The organism is Bacillus thermozeamaize, from assembly GCA_002159075.1.
Classification (GTDB): Bacteria; Bacillota; Bacilli; order ZCTH02-B2; family ZCTH02-B2; genus Bacillus_BB; species Bacillus_BB thermozeamaize.
Map to the genome: position 1 here is coordinate 13,542 of LZRT01000075.1, position 19,503 is coordinate 33,044.

At 53.5% G+C, this 19,503-nt stretch carries 20 protein-coding genes and 1 other RNA gene; 9 read left to right on the forward strand and 12 right to left on the reverse strand.

Features of this window, described 5'->3' with window-relative positions:
* Positions 1–19 precede the first annotated feature (19 nt).
* The 4 genes from BAA01_12510 to BAA01_12525 all read right to left on the reverse strand — a co-directional run bounded on the left by BAA01_12510 (position 20) and on the right by BAA01_12525 (position 1,960).
* A complete protein-coding gene (locus BAA01_12510; protein ID OUM87432.1) occupies positions 20–382 on the reverse strand; it encodes a hypothetical protein in 363 nt (120 codons plus the stop codon).
* 329 nt (positions 383–711) lie between these two features.
* Complete coding sequence (locus BAA01_12515; GenBank protein ID OUM87483.1) at positions 712–1,164, reverse strand: hypothetical protein; 453 nt, start codon at positions 1,162–1,164, stop codon at positions 712–714.
* A gap of 48 nt (positions 1,165–1,212) precedes the next feature.
* On the reverse strand, positions 1,213–1,458 hold the full coding sequence (locus BAA01_12520) for a hypothetical protein (GenBank protein ID OUM87433.1): 246 nt from the start codon (positions 1,456–1,458) through the stop codon (positions 1,213–1,215).
* Between the two features lie 232 nt (positions 1,459–1,690).
* Positions 1,691–1,960, reverse strand: a complete 270-nt coding sequence (locus BAA01_12525) for a hypothetical protein (GenBank protein ID OUM87434.1) — start codon at positions 1,958–1,960, stop codon at positions 1,691–1,693.
* Positions 1,961–2,111: 151 nt separating this feature from the next.
* Between BAA01_12525 and BAA01_12530 the strand changes: the two genes are divergently transcribed.
* From BAA01_12530 to BAA01_12540, 3 genes are all read left to right on the forward strand, one after another.
* Complete coding sequence (locus tag BAA01_12530; protein OUM87435.1) at positions 2,112–2,849, forward strand: hypothetical protein; 738 nt, start codon at positions 2,112–2,114, stop codon at positions 2,847–2,849.
* A 97-nt stretch (positions 2,850–2,946) separates the two neighbouring features.
* The gene (locus tag BAA01_12535; GenBank protein ID OUM87436.1) at positions 2,947–4,821 is read left to right on the forward strand and encodes an asparagine synthase (glutamine-hydrolyzing); all 1,875 of its coding nucleotides are present in this window, start codon (positions 2,947–2,949) and stop codon (positions 4,819–4,821) included.
* Between the two features lie 87 nt (positions 4,822–4,908).
* The gene (locus tag BAA01_12540; protein OUM87484.1) at positions 4,909–6,825 is read left to right on the forward strand and encodes a selenocysteine-specific translation elongation factor; all 1,917 of its coding nucleotides are present in this window, start codon (positions 4,909–4,911) and stop codon (positions 6,823–6,825) included.
* Between the two features lie 84 nt (positions 6,826–6,909).
* On the opposite strand, the gene BAA01_12545 is transcribed toward BAA01_12540, so the two are convergent.
* Entirely contained in the window at positions 6,910–7,398 is a 489-nt protein-coding gene (locus tag BAA01_12545) for a hypothetical protein (GenBank protein OUM87437.1), read from the reverse strand.
* 290 nt (positions 7,399–7,688) lie between these two features.
* Between BAA01_12545 and BAA01_12550 the strand changes: the two genes are divergently transcribed.
* Together BAA01_12550 and BAA01_12555 are read left to right on the forward strand one after the other, a co-directional pair.
* Positions 7,689–7,928 carry a 4Fe-4S ferredoxin gene (locus tag BAA01_12550; protein ID OUM87438.1) on the forward strand — a complete coding sequence of 80 codons (240 nt, stop codon included), beginning with the start codon at positions 7,689–7,691 and terminating at the stop codon, positions 7,926–7,928.
* A 132-nt stretch (positions 7,929–8,060) separates the two neighbouring features.
* Positions 8,061–9,125, forward strand: coding sequence for a tRNA 2-selenouridine(34) synthase MnmH (locus tag BAA01_12555; protein OUM87485.1), 1,065 nt, complete (start codon positions 8,061–8,063; stop codon positions 9,123–9,125).
* Positions 9,126–9,143: 18 nt separating this feature from the next.
* Here BAA01_12555 and BAA01_12560 read toward each other — a convergent pair whose 3' ends face one another.
* From BAA01_12560 to BAA01_12570, 3 genes are all read right to left on the reverse strand, one after another.
* Positions 9,144–10,316 carry a beta-ketoadipyl CoA thiolase gene (locus BAA01_12560; GenBank protein OUM87439.1) on the reverse strand — a complete coding sequence of 391 codons (1,173 nt, stop codon included), beginning with the start codon at positions 10,314–10,316 and terminating at the stop codon, positions 9,144–9,146.
* A 131-nt stretch (positions 10,317–10,447) separates the two neighbouring features.
* Positions 10,448–10,627, reverse strand: a non-coding RNA gene (gene ssrS, locus BAA01_12565) — 6S RNA.
* Between the two features lie 77 nt (positions 10,628–10,704).
* Positions 10,705–11,529 (reverse strand): hypothetical protein, encoded by an 825-nt coding sequence (locus tag BAA01_12570; protein ID OUM87440.1) that lies wholly within the window; start codon positions 11,527–11,529, stop codon positions 10,705–10,707.
* A 144-nt stretch (positions 11,530–11,673) separates the two neighbouring features.
* Here BAA01_12570 and BAA01_12575 point away from each other — a divergent pair, with 144 nt between their 5' ends.
* Positions 11,674–12,207 carry a hypothetical protein gene (locus BAA01_12575; GenBank protein ID OUM87441.1) on the forward strand — a complete coding sequence of 178 codons (534 nt, stop codon included), beginning with the start codon at positions 11,674–11,676 and terminating at the stop codon, positions 12,205–12,207.
* Positions 12,208–12,310: 103 nt separating this feature from the next.
* On the opposite strand, the gene BAA01_12580 is transcribed toward BAA01_12575, so the two are convergent.
* The 3 genes from BAA01_12580 to BAA01_12590 all read right to left on the reverse strand — a co-directional run bounded on the left by BAA01_12580 (position 12,311) and on the right by BAA01_12590 (position 15,120).
* Positions 12,311–13,768, reverse strand: a complete 1,458-nt coding sequence (locus BAA01_12580) for a glutamate synthase (protein ID OUM87442.1) — start codon at positions 13,766–13,768, stop codon at positions 12,311–12,313.
* A gap of 9 nt (positions 13,769–13,777) precedes the next feature.
* Positions 13,778–14,047 (reverse strand): hypothetical protein, encoded by a 270-nt coding sequence (locus tag BAA01_12585; protein OUM87443.1) that lies wholly within the window; start codon positions 14,045–14,047, stop codon positions 13,778–13,780.
* A 536-nt stretch (positions 14,048–14,583) separates the two neighbouring features.
* Positions 14,584–15,120 carry a hypothetical protein gene (locus BAA01_12590; GenBank protein ID OUM87444.1) on the reverse strand — a complete coding sequence of 179 codons (537 nt, stop codon included), beginning with the start codon at positions 15,118–15,120 and terminating at the stop codon, positions 14,584–14,586.
* A 286-nt stretch (positions 15,121–15,406) separates the two neighbouring features.
* Between BAA01_12590 and BAA01_12595 the strand changes: the two genes are divergently transcribed.
* The 3 genes from BAA01_12595 (at position 15,407) to BAA01_12605 (ending at position 19,118) form a co-directional block, all read left to right on the forward strand.
* Entirely contained in the window at positions 15,407–16,426 is a 1,020-nt protein-coding gene (locus BAA01_12595) for a thiamine biosynthesis protein ThiF (protein OUM87486.1), read from the forward strand.
* Positions 16,427–16,838: 412 nt separating this feature from the next.
* Entirely contained in the window at positions 16,839–17,321 is a 483-nt protein-coding gene (locus BAA01_12600) for a cytochrome C oxidase subunit II (GenBank protein ID OUM87445.1), read from the forward strand.
* A gap of 150 nt (positions 17,322–17,471) precedes the next feature.
* Positions 17,472–19,118 (forward strand): cytochrome C, encoded by a 1,647-nt coding sequence (locus tag BAA01_12605; protein ID OUM87487.1) that lies wholly within the window; start codon positions 17,472–17,474, stop codon positions 19,116–19,118.
* Between the two features lie 66 nt (positions 19,119–19,184).
* Here BAA01_12605 and BAA01_12610 read toward each other — a convergent pair whose 3' ends face one another.
* Positions 19,185–19,499, reverse strand: a complete 315-nt coding sequence (locus tag BAA01_12610; protein OUM87488.1) for a transcriptional regulator — start codon at positions 19,497–19,499, stop codon at positions 19,185–19,187.
* Positions 19,500–19,503: the final 4 nt, after the last annotated feature.

Below are 19,503 nucleotides of genomic sequence, written 5' to 3' on the forward strand. Positions count from 1 at the left end.
GGACGCCCCTTGTTTCGGTTCATCTCGTGGTACCAGGCGGACGGCGTTCAACCGAATCTCCCAAGACACCGTCATTGTCATCATTCACCGGCGGCTCGTCCCGATAAGCGCCGCCAAACCGCTGCAAATCGCCCTGTTTATTCCGTCCGATGTTGTTATCCATGATTCCGTCGTTGTCCACATCCATCGGATTCACCCGATCTCTACCCATCCAGTCATTCCATCGGTTTCCGGTCCGCCGGGGATCGTACATGTCATTCGGGGAATAGGTGCGATCGGGCCATTGATCGCCATCAGCGGGCCTTTGTGCAGGAGCGCATCCCGGAAGCAACATCCAGACCAAAGCCGCCATGATGACAAGACCTGCCACTTTTTTCGCCAAAGAAATTCGCCTCCTCGTAGCAACGTTCCCGGATAAATCCTGATGCGGATGAATCCAAAGATAGTATGAATCGAGGAGGCGGTCCCTATACTCTGATCGATGACTGTTCATCGATGCCGCGCACTTTCGCATAAAGGGAATGGGCAACGACGTCGGAGAATGATTTGATCTTTCAGCCAAATCGTCCTATAATCGTTTCGTGGAATTGGGGGCGGATGAGGGTCTGGTGTCCTCCGCGGTCTTCAAAACCGATCGGGACGGCAGGTGCCGTCCGGTGGGTTCGATTCCCACACGCTCCCGCCAACCGCAAATACCGGGCTCTCAGGGATTTATTTTTTTGTCCTTGAATCATCGCCGACGCGATAAAATGTGCCTGTCGTCACACTCAATCGTTCTCCGTATTCATCTTCCACCGTCGCTTCGGCAAACAGCACCCGGTTCCCTTCCCGTACATACCTTGCCGTCGCGATCAGCTTTCCCGTTTGCGTCGACTTGAGGTACGAGGTCTTCAGCTCGAGCGAAACGTAAGGCGCATCCTTGTACCGGAAATTTAAATGCCCAATGGCCGTATCGGCGATAAACGTATAAATCCCGCCATGTACAATCCCGAACGGATTATACATGGCAGGCGTCACAGGACATTCAATCCGGCATTCCCTGCGGGCATCGTCGTACGAAAACTGAAATTGCAGAAAACGAAACATAAAGACGCTTTCTGGTTGCAACGCGGCGTTCTCCCATGCCCGTCCGGCCAGCTGTACCACTTGCTCTTTGCTCCACATTCCCTTCTGTTCTTCCGCCACTCTCATACCTCCATAATTTTAAAAATATTACAAAGAATATCTCATCCGATACAATTCCACTAAATGAGAATATTTTCCTTTTCGATGGTCAATCGCTTCTTGCAGCTCAAACACCACTTCCACCGGCAATCCACATACTCTGGCAATGTCCCAATAGGTCATTTTACTGGTCGGGTTGACGAGCAACGAAATGGCTGTCAATTCTTTTTCATTTCCGTTGGCCAGTTGCTCCTTGCAGGCTTTGATAAATTCACGCAACCTTTCCTCTGTCATGCTTGCCCCCCTCTTTCCAATCGTCCGGCAATTCATGTTAGAAAATTGCATGTAGTAAGAAAGCGTTTTCAATTCAATTTTTATAAATTATCTCAATCTAGCTTATCATTTCTTCGTTTCTCTCACATTGATATACATTACATATCATTTTTTTCGGAACTCTGTCAATCACAAAAATGGAGCACAGAAAATGGAACAGGGAAGAGATTCGCCGTCTCTTCCCTGCATCCGCTCATTGGATATATTGTTGCGCCTGCTGCAATTGTTGTTGTGCCTGTTGCAATTGTGCCTGTGCTTGCAGTAGCTCCTGCGCATCCACCTGGTTTTCAATTTGCTGCAACTGCTGCTGCGCCTGCTGCAATTGTTGTTGCGCTTGCTGTAATTGCTGCTGCGCTTGTTGAAGCTGTTGCGGATTGTTCATCGCCTGGGCCTGCTGCACGGCTTGTTGTGCCTGTTGCGCCGCAGCCTTGACCTGCTGTAGTTGCTGTTGCACGTTGCTCACCTTGCGATGCCTCCTCCTGTTCGTTCTTGTCGGGGACAACCCAACATGGATTAAATTGCACTTCTTGCGAGCGTTTTATACCCGCTATTGTCAAAAATGACGCAAGGTGGTACTAATAAACAATCAAACCAGTACAAAACAAGGAGGAAACATGCAACGATATTTTGTCAAGCCGGAGCAAATGTCCAGCCATACGGTCGTGATTGAGGGAGATGACGCGGCCCATCTCATCCGTGTCATACGCATGCGCAAGGGCGATCGCATCATCTGCAGCAACGGGCAGGGACGGGATGTGCTTGCGGAAATCGATTCGCATCAAGAACAGGCAGTGTTTGCCAAGATCCTCGAGGAGTTGCCCATCCGCCGGGAACTTCCGGTTCACGTCACGATCGCCCAAAGCCTCCCCAAAGGAGATAAGATGGATTGGATCATACAAAAATGCACGGAGCTGGGCGCCGGATGCATCATTCCTTTTTCCTCGGCGCGGACGATCGTGCAATGGAATGAGCAAAAAATCCGCAAACGGCTCAGCCGCTGGCAACGCATTGCCAAAGAGGCGGCCGAACAGGCGCAACGCAGTTTTATTCCAGTGATCACAACACCGATGAACTGGAACGAACTGATCGCCAAAAGCCGCGAAGCGGATCTGGCGATGATCGCATACGAAGGAGAAGGAACCGTCCCCTTAAGCCAAGTCCTTCCCGCTTGCCCCCCGGGAGGAAAGATTTTCCTGGCCATCGGCCCAGAGGGGGGGTTCGAGCTAGAGGAAGTGCAAAGAAGCGTGACCTGCGGGATGAAAGCCGTCTCGCTCGGAAGGCGCATCTTGCGCACCGAAACGGCATCATTGTACGGGCTTGCCGCGATTTCGTATCACTTTGAGCAAGATTAGGCCAGCGCACATGTTCCAGTCTGCAGGCATAGTGTGTAGGGAAGATCCCCTTCCGGATTCTCCGGAGGGGTCATCCTGATCATCGGGAGGAATCGACATGAGTGGGATAGCGGGATGGATTGACTGGAACATGGCATCATCGATACAGCAAAACGTGATTCATGCCATGGGTGAAGCATTAAGTCAGCGCGGCCCCGACGATCGCGGCTGGTGGTTTTCCGGGCATGCCAGCTTGGTATACTGCCATCTGCGGATTTCAGAGGACGATGTCATGCAGCCCCTTGTCATTCAACACGGCCATCAGCGCTATGTCATCGTCTGCAACGGGACATTGTATAACGCCAAGCAGCTGCAAAAAGACCTCTTGGAATTGGGGCACCCCTTTACTCACGCGGGGAAAACCGGTACGGGAAACACCCAAGGAACCAACACGCCTGAAGTCATTCTCCGTTCCTACATCCAATGGGGAGCCGCCTGCCTGGAACGGTTCAACGGGGTTTTTGCCTTTGCCATTTGGGACGAGGGAAATGAGCAACTGTTTCTCGCGCGCGATCGCCTTGGCGTCAAACCGTTGTTTTACGCGCTTCATGGCACAGGTTTTGCCTTCGGGTCGGAAATCAAGGCGATCTTGGCGCACCCGGAGATACAGCCGGTGGTCGATGCAGAAGGACTGGCTGAAATCTTCGTCATCGGCCCCAACCGAACGCCGGGAAACGGCATCTTCCGGCAGATAAAGGAACTCAAGCCCGGACACGCCCTCCTCTACAATCGCCAGGGACTGCGCACGTCAGCCTACTGGTCACTGCAGAGCCAACCGCACCAGGAAAATCTGGAAGCGACGGTCGAGCATCTCCGCCACCTGTTTTTTGCGGCAGTAAAACGGCAACTTGCGGCAGAACAACCGGTAGGCAGCATGCTCTCCGGCGGCCTGGATTCCAGCAGCCTCGCGGCGATTGCGGCACGGCACTATCAGCAAACCTCCGGCCATAAGCTGGTCACCTATTCTGTCGATTACCGGGATAACGCTCAGTATTTTACGGCCAATGAATATCAGCCGGAACCGGATGCCGCCTGGATCCCCCGCATGGTTTCGGCATTGGATACCCAACACCGCTCCGTCCTCCTCGACCCGGTTGCGCTGGCGGAAACGCTGGATCAAGGGGTGATCCTGCGCGATTTGCCCGGTATGGCAGACATCGACACCTCCCTGTACCTGTTCTGCCGGGAAATCAAACGCGACGCCGCGATTGTGCTTTCGGGGGAATGCGCCGACGAAGTGTTTGGCGGATACCCCTGGTTCTTCTGGGAACATGCCCGCAAAGCCACTACGTTTCCCTGGTCACTGAAAGTGGCGGAAAGGCTGCATCTTCTTTCCCCCGAATTGAAAAAACTGATTCAGCCCGAAGATTATCTGCGTCACCGGTATGAAGAGGCACTCCGTGAAGTGCCGCGATTAGAAGGAGAAACGGGCGAAGAAGCGCGCTCGCGGGAATTATCCTACTTGACCCTGACCCGGTGGATGCCGGTGCTAATCGACCGCCAGGATCGAATGGGGACAGCAGCCGGCATTGAAATCCGCACGCCCTTTGCCGATCACCAGCTGGTCGAATATGTATGGAACATCCCTTGGGAATTCAAAAAAGTGGACGGATATGCAAAAGGCATCCTTCGTCGCCTCATGAAAGGATACCTGCCGGAGGATGTATTATACCGTCGGAAAAGCCCATTCCCAAAGACCTACCATCCCGACTATTTGCATGCGGTGCGCCAACGCCTGCTGGAGATACTGGACGATTCCGGCTCACCCTTGCTGCCGCTCATTCAGCCAGCCGTCGTCCGGGAACTTGCCGCTCGCGCGGAACAGCTCCATCTCCCCTGGTTCGGCCAACTGATGAACATCCCTCAACTGTTCGCCTATCTCATCCAGGTCGACTTTTGGCTCCGCCATTACCGCGTCCAGATTCGCGTCTGACCTTCTGTGATTGAAACCCCTGCCCGCCTCGTCTATAATCCAAGTGGGTATGAAAGAACGGGGGGAAGTGGGTTGGATCACACGGGTTTGCCTCATTATGTCATCGGAACAGCCGGCCATATTGATCACGGAAAGACGACACTGACTCAAGCCTTAACGGGAGTCAACACGGACCGCCTCAAGGAAGAAAAAGAAAGGTCCATCTCGATTGAATTGGGGTTTGCCCCTTTACTTCTCCCCGGCGGCCAACAGGTATCCATTGTGGACGTCCCCGGGCATGAACGGTTTATCCGCCACATGGTTTCCGGAGTCGGCGGAATGGATCTGGTGCTCTTGGTCATCGCAGCGGATGAAGGAATCATGCCGCAAACCAGGGAACACGTTCAAATCGTCGAATTGCTCGGGGTGCAACACGGAATCATCGTGATCAGCAAAGTGGATCTGGTCGACGAAGAATTGCTGGAACTGGTATGCGAGGACGTTCGGGAAAATCTGCAAGGAACCCTGTTTGCGGATGCGCCCATCCAGCCTGTCTCCAGCGTCACCGGGGCGGGAGTAGAGGAACTGAAACACCTCATTGAACAGGAACTGAAGAAGGTGACGCCGCGGCCGGTCACAGGCTATACCTTTCATCCGCTTGATCGCGTCTTCACCTTGAAAGGAATCGGCACCGTCGTCACAGGGACCATCTACTCCGGTGCGATATCGGTCGGTGATGAGCTGGAACTGATGCCCAAACGGAAAAAAGTGCGGGTACGCAGCATCCAGGTACACGGCCACTCTGTGAAACGGGCCGTCGCCGGCCAACGCGCAGCGCTGAACATCACCGGGGTTGAGCTGGAGGAAGTCCAGCGGGGAGACACACTGGTCACCCCGGGGAAGTGGGAGCCGACGGAACGGCTGGACATCGAGCTGCACTATCTGAAAGAGCTCGATTTTGCGCTGAAACAAAACAGTCCTGTCAAGCTCCACATCGGCACCAGCGAAGTGATGGCCCGGTTGGTTCTTTATGATCGAAAAACCGTTCAACCTGGCGATACGGTGCTCTGCCAGCTTGTCCTGGAGGAGCCCATCGTAGCCAGCAGGAAACAGCGATTCATCCTTCGCCGTGCCACGCCAGCCACCACCATTGGTGGCGGCTGGATCTTGGACCCCCATCCCCCGCGCCATAAACACCGCATCGAAACGGTTCGCCTTCTGGAACAGAAGAGCAAAGGAAGCACATCGGAACTGGTACTGCAGCAACTGGACAGCCTGCGCATCGCAACGTCCGATGAATTGAGCCGGCAATTGCAAATTCCCAAGCCGGAATTGGACGAACCGCTTCAACAATTGCTCGCAAGCGGACAAATCCAGGGCCTTGTATCGGATGATGAAACCTTCTTTATTACTGCCGGACATTTGACGGCTCTGGAAAAAGAATTGCGAGCCTACCTGGAGCAATATCACAACAGCTATCCGTTGCGCAGCGGCGCTCCCAAAATGGAGACCGTGCAAAAACTCCTCCCGAAATGGAAGCAAAAAGCGGTGCAGGCGTTTCTTCAAGAGATGGAAAATCGGCACGTCATTGAAACTCAGGGCCAATTGATCCGCCTTTTCGCTTTTCGGCCCCAGCTGGCCCCAAAACTGCAACCGATCGTCCAACAGCTGTTGGAACGGCTCAGGGAACAGGGGTTAATGCCAGAAGACTGGGACAAGTTGTGCCAGGAATTGCATGTTCCCAGTTCTTTGAAAGAAGAGCTGCGCAGTTACCTGGAGGAGACGGGAGAACTGATCAAAATCACCGAGAAGTTCTCCATGCACAGGGAAGCCTATCAATCCGCCACCCGGCGATTAATCCAAACCTATGCGGGAGGAGCCCCTTTCACCGTTCAGGATATCAAGGACCTGTTCCCACTCTCGCGAAAATATCTCATCCCGCTTCTAGAAAAATGGGACGATCAAAAAATCACCCTCCAACAGTCAGACAAATCTCGTGTCGTTCATCCGTCTCACCGCCCATAGGAAATCATGGGTTTATGAAAACCCGCCATCCGCAAAAAAACCACTTCCCTTAACCGCTGCAGAGGGAAGTGGTCTTTTGATTGGTCACCTGACAAAATAAGGCGAAAAGAGAATCGACCCCAAAACGGCCAAACCGCCTAAAACCATTGCCCAAATTCCCAGCGTCTGGGCACCCTGCCGGTACCCGAAGAACCCGAAGGCCACGCCGGCAATCCCAAACAGTATCGGGAAGATAAAAAAAGCCAGAATCGACAATACCAGTCCTGTCCAGCCCAAGCCTTGTCCGCTGATTCCTTCCCCGTCCCGTTCCTGATGTTCCCCACGGCGAGCGTTGCGCGCGGGTTCCGGTTCCCCGTTTCGCTCCCGGCCTAATGCCGTATCAGGCAATGCGGGGGAGATTTCGTTGGCAGCCTCCATATCCGGTTTAAACCGGTTCTCTTCCCCGCCGACTTCATTTGTAACCACTTCCAAAGGGTGATCCATTTCATTTGTCTGGACGGGCTCATCCGCCTGAACCGGTTCATTCAGGTTACTGGTAATTCGTTCCTGCTCCGACTCGACCTGATCTGTCACTAGAAAGCCCCCCTTCTTTCGACGGGCCTTTTTTCTTTCTGACCCGTCCTTAGTATGAGAAGAAAGCCGCCGCTTTATTGGTGATGAAATATGCCAGGGGAACCGGGGAACGCATAATCCGCAGATTTCCTGGAGAAAATGATTCGAAGAGACGAACCTTGACAGTTTATGTCGGTTTTCTATAGTATGAAGATAAAGAAATTGGCCAGACCTACAATACTATAGAAGGATTTTCTTCTAGGGCAACGAATATGTAGTATATGTGAGAAAATCAAAGGGGGAAATTATTCATGGCTTTTGTCATTACATCAGCATGTATCGGGGTGAAAGATGCCTCCTGCGTACAGGTATGTCCGGTTGACGCCATTCATGAAGGAGAGGATCAGTATTATATTGACCCGGACGTCTGCATCGACTGTGGTGCCTGTGAAGTGGAATGCCCCGTAAACGCCATTTACATGGAGGACTTTGTCCCCGAAGAGGAAAAAGAATTTATCCAAAAGAACGCCGACTTTTTCAAAAACCGCTAATGAACCACTCCATGAAGGAGGATGTGGAAAAAAGCCGGGAGCTCTTCCGGCTTTTTCCTTTCGGCCAAAACATCATTTGGTTGGTTTATTCTCAAATAGCTAGTTTATACAAAACAGGTGAATTGACAGATGATCCGAGAAATCACACCCGCTGAAGCACTCGCACAACCCCATCTGCGCTGGATTGACGTCCGTTCTCCGCAAGAAGTTCAGGAAAGCCCCGTTCCCTTTGCGCAAAATGTGCCCCTTTTTGATGACGAGGAACGCGCTGTCGTCGGTCTGACCTATGCCCGCCAAGGACAGGAAGCGGCCATTCGAAAAGGGGTTGAAATTGTCTCCCCGAAAATCCCGCAGCTCATTCAAACCATTCAATCCCATCTCCAACCGCATGAAGAACCGCTCATCTTCTGCTGGCGCGGGGGAATGCGAAGCAAGGCGGTGGCCACCTTTCTTGACCTGGTCGGCATCCCCGTCTGCCGTCTGGAAGGAGGCTATCGCGCTTACCGGAATCTGGTCGTACAGACCTTGGAAGAATCCGCCACATACCCCCATTTTCTCGTCCTTCACGGGATGACAGGCGTCGGCAAGACCATGCTCATCCAGCGATTAAGGGAAGAGGGCTACCCTGTCATCGACCTGGAAGATCTGGCCCAGCATCGCGGCTCTGCCTTTGGCACGATCGGCAACCTGAATCCGCGAAATCAGCGGACTTTTGATGCCTTCTTGTTTCAAGCGTTGAGAGGTCTGAGCGGCTCTCCGCTGTGTATTATCGAAGGAGAGGGAAAACGGATTGGCAAGGTTGTCATCCCGGAGGCGATGATGGAAGCCCAAATCCGCGGAACCCACCTGCTTTTGTATGCCAGCATTCCGGTACGGGTGCAGCGGATCCTCCACATGTACACCCAGGCGGCGACCGATTTGGAACAGTTTCACCGCGAAGTGAAACAAGCCGTTTCACGGATTGAAAAAAGGCTGACACCGGCCGTGCGGGCCGAACTTTACGAGGCATTGGAAAAACGGGCCTATTCGAAAGTGGTGGAACTCTGCCTGCATCACTACTACGATCCCCGTTACCAGCATTCCATGAAACAATATCCGGTCTCGTTTCAGCCGGTGTCAGCCGAAAACTTCAACGAAGCCCTTCAAACCATCAAGGACATCTATCTTCAGTATGCCTCAGCTCCGGCGGCCACATGAATCCAGCTTGCGGCAGCATTAAAGCATTTCGACGATGGCCGTAATCCCTTGCCCGCCGCCGATGCACAGCGAAGCCAGACCACGCTTCGCCTGCCGGCGTTTGAGTTCATAGATCAAGGTCAACAGGATGCGTGCCCCGCTGGCTCCCACAGGGTGGCCCAAGGCGATGGCCCCGCCGTTGACGTTGGTCTTGTTCCGGTCCAGGCCCAATTCTTTTTCTACAGACAGGTACTGGGCGGCAAAAGCTTCGTTTATCTCCACCAAGTCCATGTCGTCAATGGTCAGGCCTGCCCGCTCGAGAGCGATTTTTGACGCGGCCACCGGGCCGATGCCCATGATCGAGGGCTCCACCCCCGCCACTGCCCAGGAAACCAGACGGGCCAAGGGCTTTAATCCCTTCCTCGAGACATAGGACTCGCTGGCCACAATCAGTGCCGCCGCTCCATCGTTGATCCCGCTGGAGTTTCCTGCCGTCACCGTCCCATCGCTCAAAAAGACCGGCTTCAGGCGCGCAAGCTTATCCAACGTCGTATCCGGGCGGATATGCTCATCTTCAGCGACCACCGTCTCTTGTCCCTTGCGTCCCTTTACGGTGACGGGAACAATCTCTTCCGCCAGTTTGCCGCTTTCCCGCGCCTTTGCTGCACGCATATGGCTTTCGTAGGCAAACTGATCCTGTTCTTCGCGGCTGATCTGGTACTTTTTGGCCAGATTTTCCGCCGTGACGCCCATTCCCGTTCCGCAATACTCATCGGTAAGGGCCGCTGTCAGCATATCGTCCATCTTGGGGCCGCCGCCAAACCGGACATTGCGCAGCATATAGGGCGCCTGGCTCATGCTTTCGGTTCCGCCGACCAAGCTCACATGCGATTCCCCAAGGCGGATGCTCTGGGCTGCCGAGACAACCGCCTGCAGTCCCGAACCGCACAACCGGTTGACAGTCAACGCCGCCGAATGAATGGGCAGTCCCGCCTTCAAGGCGATGTGACGGGCAATATACGGCGAGTTGGTCGAAGATTGAATGACATTTCCAAAGACGGCATTGTCGATTTCCTCGACGGGAATCCCGGCCCGCTCAATCGCCCCCTTGCTGGCTATCACACCCAATTCTGTGGAATCCACGTCTTTCAATGAACCTCCATACGTACCGAAAGGGGTCCGTGCACCTGATACAATCAATACTTCTTCCATCCTGGCTCCTCCATTCCCTTATGTTACAAGTCCATTATACATAAATCCTCAGGATTTTCCCATTGCGTAGAAAGGTTTGACAGCAAAGCAAATAAAAAAAGCCTCCTTCGCAGGAAGGCCTTCCTTCGCGAGTACTTCCCACCATGCCGTCGTCTCAGTTGTTTCACGAACCCGCTCTCGCAGGTGGGTATCCGCAAGGCTGCTTCTGACGTCCTGACGTGCAGGCCTGCCATAGGCAACCTGATATAGGATTCCCTCGTGTCATGGTACGGTTCGAAACAAAGTGAGACTGACGGGCATCGCAGGATGCTGTTGTACTTGTATTTTAATCGAAACGCTTGGGTCATTGCAATAGCAAACAGCTGCCATTTATGAAAGACTGATGAACTTAAGGGCGATCACAGAGCCAGATTTTCATTGCTCTCTGTTCCGCACTGCGAAATGCCTCATGAACGTGTTCGGCCGTCTGGAGGGCGTTCCAATCCAGCAACCGGAAGGGCAGGGTGACTTGAAAGGGCGCTGAAAAGGGAAACGGTTCCAGCAGGATGCGGTCGTTTCCGTGCCATCGCACCCGGACTATCCGCTCCGCTCCGGGGGATGCCGGCATCCCGATCTCCCCCCGGGCAAACCACGCCCCCCAGGTGTCAGGCCGGCTTCCTGGCGTTGTCATGCACAAGAGCAGCGACAACAAGTCCCACAATCTGAGAAGCGCAAAGTGATACTCGGTCAACTCGTCCATTTGACCGTCAGGCCGGAAAGCGGCTGGCGTCGATGAATGGGCCAGTTGCATGACAAGACGGCGCCGGCGCTCCGCTTCCGAATGGAGATACATCCGCGCCTGCTCCTTTTCCCTTCCTGTCAACGAACGCATCGCCTGAATAAAGCGTGCGTAATGGAGACTGCACAACAAGGCGGCATAGGCATGCTCACGCTCCACCTCGTCCACCCCTTGCCGGTAGACCGACAACCGCTCGGCCAGCGGATACGCGACGAAATCATAGGGTTCACCTGCGGGATTCAGCAGGATCTGCCGATCGGCCCGCCGCCACCCGCAGTCATGCATCCTCGCCGCCAAAATCACGGCCTCACGATACTCGTCTGACAGCGGCTTAAAATCATCATTTCCCCAAAAGGAGGCCATTTCCCCCGAGACCTTGGCATGGTCGTCCTGTGCGAAGAGATATAGCCCTTCCGGTTCGCGCCGGATGATCATTCCCCCACCCCGTTTCTTCAACTGCCCGTTTCCTGGCTGTTCACCAAACTGTCGTTCCTCCTTATTTTACAATGGATTCACGCCATGATAAATTGACTTTAGAGCGAATGCGTCAAAGGAGTGCGTCAAAGGAGTGCGTCAAACATGAAAACCCGCCAACGTGTCTTCATCCTGCTCCTCTTGCTGATCGGAGCCGGGGTGCTGCTCTACCAGTTCAGCTTCTCAGATGGCCTGATCAATGCGCAATCACGGTTGCCGCTGGAAGGTCATCTGGCTCCAGGGTTCAAACTCGTCAGCACAGAAGGAAAGACCGTGACGCTGAAACAGTTGCAGGGGAAACCTCTCCTCCTCAACTTTTGGGCATCCTGGTGCGGGCCTTGCCAAATCGAGATGCCGGATCTGGTTGAAGCCGAAAAACGGTTTGGAAATCAAGTCCAGTTTGTCGGGATCAATCTGACGAAACAAGATAGCCGGGAAGATGCGGAACGTTTTATTCAGCAATACCGGGTCACTTATCTGAACCTGTTTGACGATAAAGGCAAAGCCGCCAAGGATTATCAGATCACCGGCATCCCGACCAGTTTTGTCCTTGACGAAACGGGACAGATCACCTATCGAAAGCAGGGCCCGATGTCCCTGAAGGAAATCGAACAGGTTCTCTCCGAGGTCATCAAATAAAACAGGCGTAACACATGCGAGAACACAGACATCGCCATCCACAACAATGGATGGCGATGTCTCTGCCAAACGTTTGCCGAAGACGCCACACCGCCTCAACCGTTCAGTGAAATGGCGGCTGTTCCACTTCGTCAGAGGGCGGCGTCGGGTTGGCAAACGGTTCCTTCTCATAGGGGTAGATCCGGCCTGCCGGCTGAAACAGGCGGCGGTAGTACGCTTCCTGTTCATCGTGCGAAACATAGGCCAGTTCCACGCCAGTGGCTTTGGCCAGGAAGGGATCCAGTGTGCAAAGATCGGACCGGGTCACGTCCTGCAAACTGGTCTTTCCCAATGAGACGCAGACCATCTCCATCTCCCTGACCATGGCATTCAAAAACCGAAACAAGTTCCGGGCACTGCGTTCAATATCCAGTTTGTCCGTCATTTTGGCGTTATACACCACCAGGCTGGTCGGCGCTTCATACGGCAGGGTCTTGGCCATCTGATCCCCTACCAGCGCCATCACCGCCAGCGTCCCCAAATAGACAGCATCCGCACCGAGTGCCATCGCCTTCAAGCAATCTCCCGGCGAAGTCAATCCTCCTGTCGCGATCAGGCTGACGTCGCCGATGGCTTTCTTTTTCCACAAAAATTTGGCGGCTCGCGTCACCGCAAACAGGGTGGGCAGCCCCAAATCATCCTCCAATGTCGGGGCAGCCGCATGCGTCCCGCCTTCGGCACCATCCACCGTGATAAAATCCACCCCGGCCTCTAGCGCGATTTGCAACTCCTGTTCCAAAAAATGCGTGGCGGCAATCTTCAGTCCGACCGGCACGCCGGTTTCCTGCCGCAGTTGCCGGACCAGAGCGACGAACTGCTCCTTCGTGTCCACGCCAGGAAGCCGGGAACGGATCTGGGCGGCGGCGCCTTCTTGCAACTCAAACGCTTCCCTGAAATCGGGACCGATATTTTTCGCCGCCGTCCGCTGCGGTGTAGAGCCTTGCGCCCCTTGCCCCAACTGAATCTCAATCGCGTCCAGCTGGCGGTACTTCTCCGGCGCATTCAGCCATCCCCCGCGGTTGTACTGGCCGATGAGCAGAGCGGCCGCTTCCCGTTCTTCTTTCAGCAGTCCTGCTTCCCCCGTATTGGTGGCGGTGCCGATCATCGTGGCGCCCTTTGCCAAGGCGATTTTCGCGCTTTTGCTCAATGCGCCTCCGAATGACATCGCTGCAATCATGAGCGGGATGGAAATGGTCAACGGTTTTCTGGCTCGCTTGCCGATGGTCACCGAGGTGGCGATGGATACATCTTCTGGCGTAGGGAACCGATGGAGATGAACGGGATTGAACAAAAACTTCTCCCACGGCGAAAAGCGATGGTGACTGCCAAGCGGCCGGCCCGGCGGCTGACCCAGGTGCGCCCGCATCACCGTTTCCATCAGGTTGATCGGCCCCACCTTCCGCGCCACCGGCACCAGTTCAAACAGGTTTTCCGTGTACTGGTCACGGGCCATCCGTTCGACCGCTTTGTCCGTCACTTCGTTCATCAGGCTCCGGGTGAGATTGGCTAAGAATTTCCACATCGTTTTCACCTAATTTCCGGTGCCCTGTTGGAAACTCTTTTCCAGTTGTTCCACCTGTTGAGCCAGCGCGATGCAGATTTGCTTGACCTCGCCCAGCTGCCGGGCTGCGCTCTGCTCTTCCACGGCGATCTGATTCAAACGGTCATCCCCCAGGTTGGTCAAATCCTGAAAATGCTGGTTCTCAATGCTGGACAACGTTCCAGCGATGGTCTGAATCCTGTTCAGTTCGGAACGAATGTAAGAGAGGCTGCGTGTTGAATGCTGCATTGTTTCGGCCATCATGCATCCCACCTTGTTCTTGATCATGTAAAAATGCTCTTGCTAACAGGTAGGATCGCACGTTGAAAACATGTCATACCTGCCTCTTTTTAGCAATTGCGACCGATTCAAAGCAATTGTGACCCATTCAACCAAAAAGCCTGCACGATGTGCAGGCGTTCCCAAAACGTTTTTTATGAGGTAAATGTCTTTTACGGCTTGCTCATTTGCCGATTGATGAATGAAGTTTTGTTTACTTATGAATGATCCACCTTAAAAATTTTCCTATAAGATATAGACAACCGACAAAAAACAAAATGGTTATTATAATATTTAAAAAGTTAAAACTATACATCGAGCCACGCACCTTCAAATTTTATCCTTAATTGTATTTAGATTTTAATCATTGATAACTGTTGTGTCAATGGTAGCTAAGAGGAGGACTTATGAACCAAAAAAACATAAAACCACAAGGTAAAATGTAAATCTTTTCGAACCGTGTATGCCGCCATCCTGCGTCGGGAGGTTCTTGAATGAATGGAGTGGAGAAGACAACGTCACAAGTATTTTTTCAAAATCTCCTGAATATCTTTCTCCTCGGCATCATTTTCCTGGGGTGGCGTTTTTTCTGAAACCGTAATGGGTCGGGCCTTCCGGAACAACCAAAATCCCAACAGGACGGCCACCAACCCCATCAACGTGTAAGGCAGATACCAGATCACAAGTCCCCAGCCCGTCCGCTCGGGAGCGCCCAGAATGGCTTTGCCGTACTTGGCCACCAGGGCATCGATGATCTCTTCCTTTTCCATCCCTTGCGCCAGCATCTGGGCGATTTCCTCACGAATCTTGAATGCCGTAGGCAAAGTGCATTCCGCGAGCGTCAAAGATGGGCAGCCGCCGGGCGTCACCAGTTCCTTGGCCACATCCAGCACCTGTTCCCGCGTGACGGGTTGCTCTTGGTTGGCCGCAGCTTTCACGGGAACGAAAACATGCCCCGCCATCCAGAAAAGATGAAAGCAAAAAAGGAAAAGCAGCAATCGAGACGCCCGCGTTGATACGAAAAACCGTTTCCATTTCCTGGCCACAGGATGCACGTTCGGTCCTCCTCATCCAAATGCTCGGCCTGAAAGACACGCCACCGTTCCATCACGAATCTCGAGGCTGCAGTTATTATACCATAATCCAACCTTCCCAAGCCCTCCAGAGCATTTCGATCAAACTTGACAAGAGTATGACAGGATGGAGCGAAAGCGGCATTCTGATATAATGATGCTTGAATATCATGATGCTTGCATATCGATGCGTGAAATGACACCGCCGCGGAAAGGAGCATCTCTGGTGATAAGGAAACAGGGAGAGGGCTTGACCGAAGAAGAGCAGATGCGATATTCACGACAAATACGCTTTGCGCCCATCGGTGAGGAGGGACAGCTCAAACTGCGCCAATCCCGCGTCGCGATCGTGGGAGCGGGCGCATTGGGGTCCGCCTTGGCCAATCACATGGTGCGGGCCGGTGTTGGCTATGTCCGAATCGTCGACCGCGACTTTGTCGAGATGAGCAACCTGCAGCGGCAAATGCTTTTTGACGAAGAAGACGCACAAAAGATGACGCCGAAAGCCATCGCCGCAGCGGAAAAGTTGACCGCGATCAACTCCAGCGTGCAAATCGAGCCGCACGTGGCGGATATCACCTGGCAGAATGCAGAAGAATTGCTGACCGGCGTGGATCTCATCCTGGACGGTACGGACAATTTTTCAATCCGTTACCTGATCAACGATGTCAGTGTCAAATACGGCATTCCCTACGCTTATGGGGGAATCATCGGCGCCGCCGGGACAAGCGCCTTGTTTATCCCCGGAAAAACCCCCTGTCTGGCCTGCCTTTTTCCAGATCCTCCTCTTCCCGGAAGCACCGAAACCTGTGACACAGCAGGGGTGATCGGCCCCATCATCCATCTGATCACGGCCATCCAGGCGACGGAAGCGCTGAAATACCTGGTCGGCGATCACCAGCAGCTGAGCGGACAACTCACCCATGTGGACTTGTGGAACAATCACTTCATCCGGTTGCAGATCGCTGACAAAACAGCGCCCGATTGCCCGGTTTGCGTCCAGCGCCGGTTCCGGTTTCTTGAAGAGCAAGAGGCGACCAGCCTGGAAACCGTGTTGTGCGGCAGAAACACCATCCAAATTCGGCCGGCTCAACCCCTAAACTATGACTTGGACGAACTGGCCCGTCGCCTGGCCCCACACGGCAGAATCGAACAAAACCGCTTTCTGGTCCGTCTCCACCTGAAAAACCACTCCCTCGTCCTCTTTCGCGACGGCCGGGTTCTCATCCAAGGCACGGACGATCTGGTGACCGCCCGCCGGTTATATGCTCAATACATTGGCACCTGACCAATAGAACGCTCGCATTGGCTGAACCCGCATCCGCCTGTTCCGGTTGTTCACGATGTTCGTGAACACGCTGGAAGCGGCGGATTTTTTGTTTGTGTCATCTGTATCACGGACGCATTCAAAGAATTTTTTCCCGTGCCTGGATAATCCCGAAAGAAACGGATCAATCTAAAGAAAAGAAAATACGAAAGGAGGTATAAGGATGGCCGAACCGTTTCCAAAAACAGAAGAGGAGCAAGAACCGCAGGAAGAGTCAATCTCTTACCGCGGTACTTTGTTGCTCTCGATCTTGTTAGGGCTGTTCATCGTTACTGCATGGGGCTATATGTTCTATACGTTTGTACAACGCTCGTAACCTGGTCCGTATTCGCATTGGCCGAACCGGATACTTTTTGCCTTGGGGTGAGACGCCTTGCACATACATAGGTATGAACGAATCTGGCTCGTTCTCGGCGGCCTGATTTTGGTCGCTTTTTTGATCATCTTGGGAAGCTATGCCTTTATCGTCGGCAAGACACCACCAAGTCATATGGAAATGGTGGACGCCCAGACCGTTCGGACCTCGCCGCCTTTTAACAAGCCGGGTTTGTACAAGGTGGGCCCAAATGAGTACGAGGCGGTGATGCTCGGATTTGCCTTTGGATATACGCCCAACAAGATGACCATTCCGCTCGGTGCCACTGTCCATTTTCTGGTCACCTCGCCGGATGTGGTGCACGGACTGTACATTCCGAAAACCAACATCAACATGATGTTGATCCCGGGACACGTCAACCGCTTCACCCACACCTTCAACAAGCCGGGAGAGTATCTCATCTTATGCCATGAATATTGCGGGATCGGCCACCAAGCAATGTTTGCCACCATCACCGTCAATGACAACAAAACAGCTTGAGGGGCTGAACAGCTTTCGGGATGAAGCGGCTTGGCGGCTTCACCCTGAGGATCATGTGTCTTGACGTTACGAGAGGAATCGCTAAGGAGGTTGGAGTGAATGCGTCAACATGTCACAACCATCGGAAACCGTACATCTCCGGATACCTCGGTGCATGACTTTGTGCCACAAGACCGGCTGCTGATCAGCGCTTATGTGTGGGTCGGTTATGTCATGTTGCTGCTCGGGGTCATTGCCGGTTTGTTGCAGGTGCTCGACAGAACTGGTCTGTTGAACCTGCCCCGTCCGGTAATTTATTATCAACTCCTAACCGCACATGGGATTGTGCTGGCTCTTGTGTTTACCACCTTTTTCATTGTCGGATACCTGCTCGCCGGGGTGGCCAAGACAATGGGCGGCCGGCTGATTCCTGCGGCCAGAAATTGGGGGTGGGCAGGATTTTACACGATGACCGCTGGTGTCGTCATCACGCTGGTGGAAGTGATCAGTAATCGCGGCACGGTACTCTACACCTTTTATGCGCCAATGGGGGCTTCTGCCGCCTTTTACATCGGATTGGCCTTGCTGGTGGTCGGCAGCTGGTTAAGCGGCATCGCCATCTTCATTCAATACGGCCGTTGGCGGCGTGAACACCCGGGTCAGCGCTCGCCGCTGTTTGCCTTTATGGCGGTGGCTACGTTCGTCCTTTGGATCGTCGCGACGATCGGTGTTGCTGTGGAAGTGGTCTTTCTGCTGATCCCGTGGGCGCTCGGCTGGACCGAAACAGTCAATGTGATGCTCTCCCGCGCTTTGTTCTGGTATTTTGGTCACCCGCTCGTTTATTTCTGGCTGCTTCCGGTATACATCATCTGGTACATCAGCCTGCCGAAAATTATCGGCAGTCATATCTTCAGCGATTCTCTGGCAAGGCTTGCCTTCATCTTGCTGATCATCTTTTCCTTGCCGGTCGGATTCCACCATGATCTGACCGCACCGGGAATACCGGCAGGATGGAAGTACCTGCAGGTCGCCTTGACCATGGCCGTAGTATTTCCTTCCATGATGACCGCGTTTGCCGTTGTCGGAACGTTGGAACAGGCAGGGAGGAAGAAAGGGGGGCGGGGGCTATTGTCCTGGATGGCTAAACTGCCCTGGGGTGATGCCCGTTTTCTCGCCATGTTTATCGCGATGCTGGCGTTCATCCCTGTCGGCGCATCGGGCATCATCAATGGCAGCTTCCAATTAAACCAGCTTGTACACAATACCTTGTTCATCACGGGACATTTCCACTTGGCAATCGCCACCACGACCGTTCTGACATTTTTCGCCGCTTCATACTATCTCATCCCCACCTTGACCGGCCGGGTATTTACGGCAACCATGAACCGACTGGGCATCTTTCAGGCTTTGTTCTGGGGAGGCGGTATGATAACGATGTCCATCGCCATGTATATTAGCGGTATTTTAGGAGAACCTCGCCGGACCAGTTTCACCACGTACATGGATCACCCGGTTCGGGAGGCATGGACGCCCTACCATATTTGGATGGCGATTGGCGGGACCCTGGCGTTTATTGGAGGTATCCTTTTTCTCATCATCGTGGCCAACCTGTTTTTCTTCGCACCCAAGGCAACAGAGAAGATCCAGTTTCCGATCGCTGAAACGGTCGAAGACATCCAGTCCACACCGGCCATTCTCGAACGGTGGAGTATCTGGATCCCGGTGATGATCGGACTGGTCACAGTGGCCTACCTGATTCCGACCTGGAACTTGTTCGTCAATGCACCTCCAGGAATGCCCCCCATTCAGACCTGGTAAATCGCAAAAACGGCACCCCAGCAGAGGGTGCCTTTTTGCCTTTGTATGACGCTTTTCATGCCACTTTTAATCATGGGTAATGTGCTGGACGGCTTGTTTCAGGAGCATGATCACATGGTCATCATCGCAAGAATAGTAGACCGTGTGCCCCTCTCTTCTGAACTTCACCAGCCGCAAATTTTTCAGCAACCGCAATTGATGCGAAACGGCGGACTGGCTCATCCCCAGCACCTCAGCAAGATGCGTCACCGAACATTCATCTTGGGACAGCAAATGAAGGATTTTGATCCGGGTCGGATCAGAGAGCACCTTGAAGGTCTGGGCAATAATTTCAATATCTTTTTCCGCAAGAAACTGGTAATCCCTTTTTTCTCTGTCCATCAGA

Excerpts from the sequence above, each read along its gene's own strand:
- BAA01_12515 (OUM87483.1), bottom strand. The coding sequence starts at position 1,164 with ATGTGGAGCAAAGAGCAAGTGGTACAGCTGGCCGGACGGGCATGGGAG.
- BAA01_12520 (OUM87433.1), bottom strand. The coding sequence starts at position 1,458 with ATGACAGAGGAAAGGTTGCGTGAATTTATCAAAGCCTGCAAGGAGCAA.
- BAA01_12530 (OUM87435.1), top strand. The coding sequence starts at position 2,112 with ATGCAACGATATTTTGTCAAGCCGGAGCAAATGTCCAGCCATACGGTC.
- BAA01_12535 (OUM87436.1), top strand. The coding sequence starts at position 2,947 with ATGAGTGGGATAGCGGGATGGATTGACTGGAACATGGCATCATCGATA.
- BAA01_12550 (OUM87438.1), top strand. The coding sequence starts at position 7,689 with ATGGCTTTTGTCATTACATCAGCATGTATCGGGGTGAAAGATGCCTCC.
- BAA01_12560 (OUM87439.1), bottom strand. The coding sequence starts at position 10,316 with ATGGAAGAAGTATTGATTGTATCAGGTGCACGGACCCCTTTCGGTACG.
- BAA01_12570 (OUM87440.1), bottom strand. The coding sequence starts at position 11,529 with ATGATCATCCGGCGCGAACCGGAAGGGCTATATCTCTTCGCACAGGAC.
- BAA01_12575 (OUM87441.1), top strand. The coding sequence starts at position 11,674 with ATGAAAACCCGCCAACGTGTCTTCATCCTGCTCCTCTTGCTGATCGGA.
- BAA01_12580 (OUM87442.1), bottom strand. The coding sequence starts at position 13,768 with ATGTGGAAATTCTTAGCCAATCTCACCCGGAGCCTGATGAACGAAGTG.
- BAA01_12585 (OUM87443.1), bottom strand. The coding sequence starts at position 14,047 with ATGGCCGAAACAATGCAGCATTCAACACGCAGCCTCTCTTACATTCGT.
- BAA01_12595 (OUM87486.1), top strand. The coding sequence starts at position 15,407 with ATGCGATATTCACGACAAATACGCTTTGCGCCCATCGGTGAGGAGGGA.
- BAA01_12610 (OUM87488.1), bottom strand. The coding sequence starts at position 19,499 with ATGGACAGAGAAAAAAGGGATTACCAGTTTCTTGCGGAAAAAGATATT.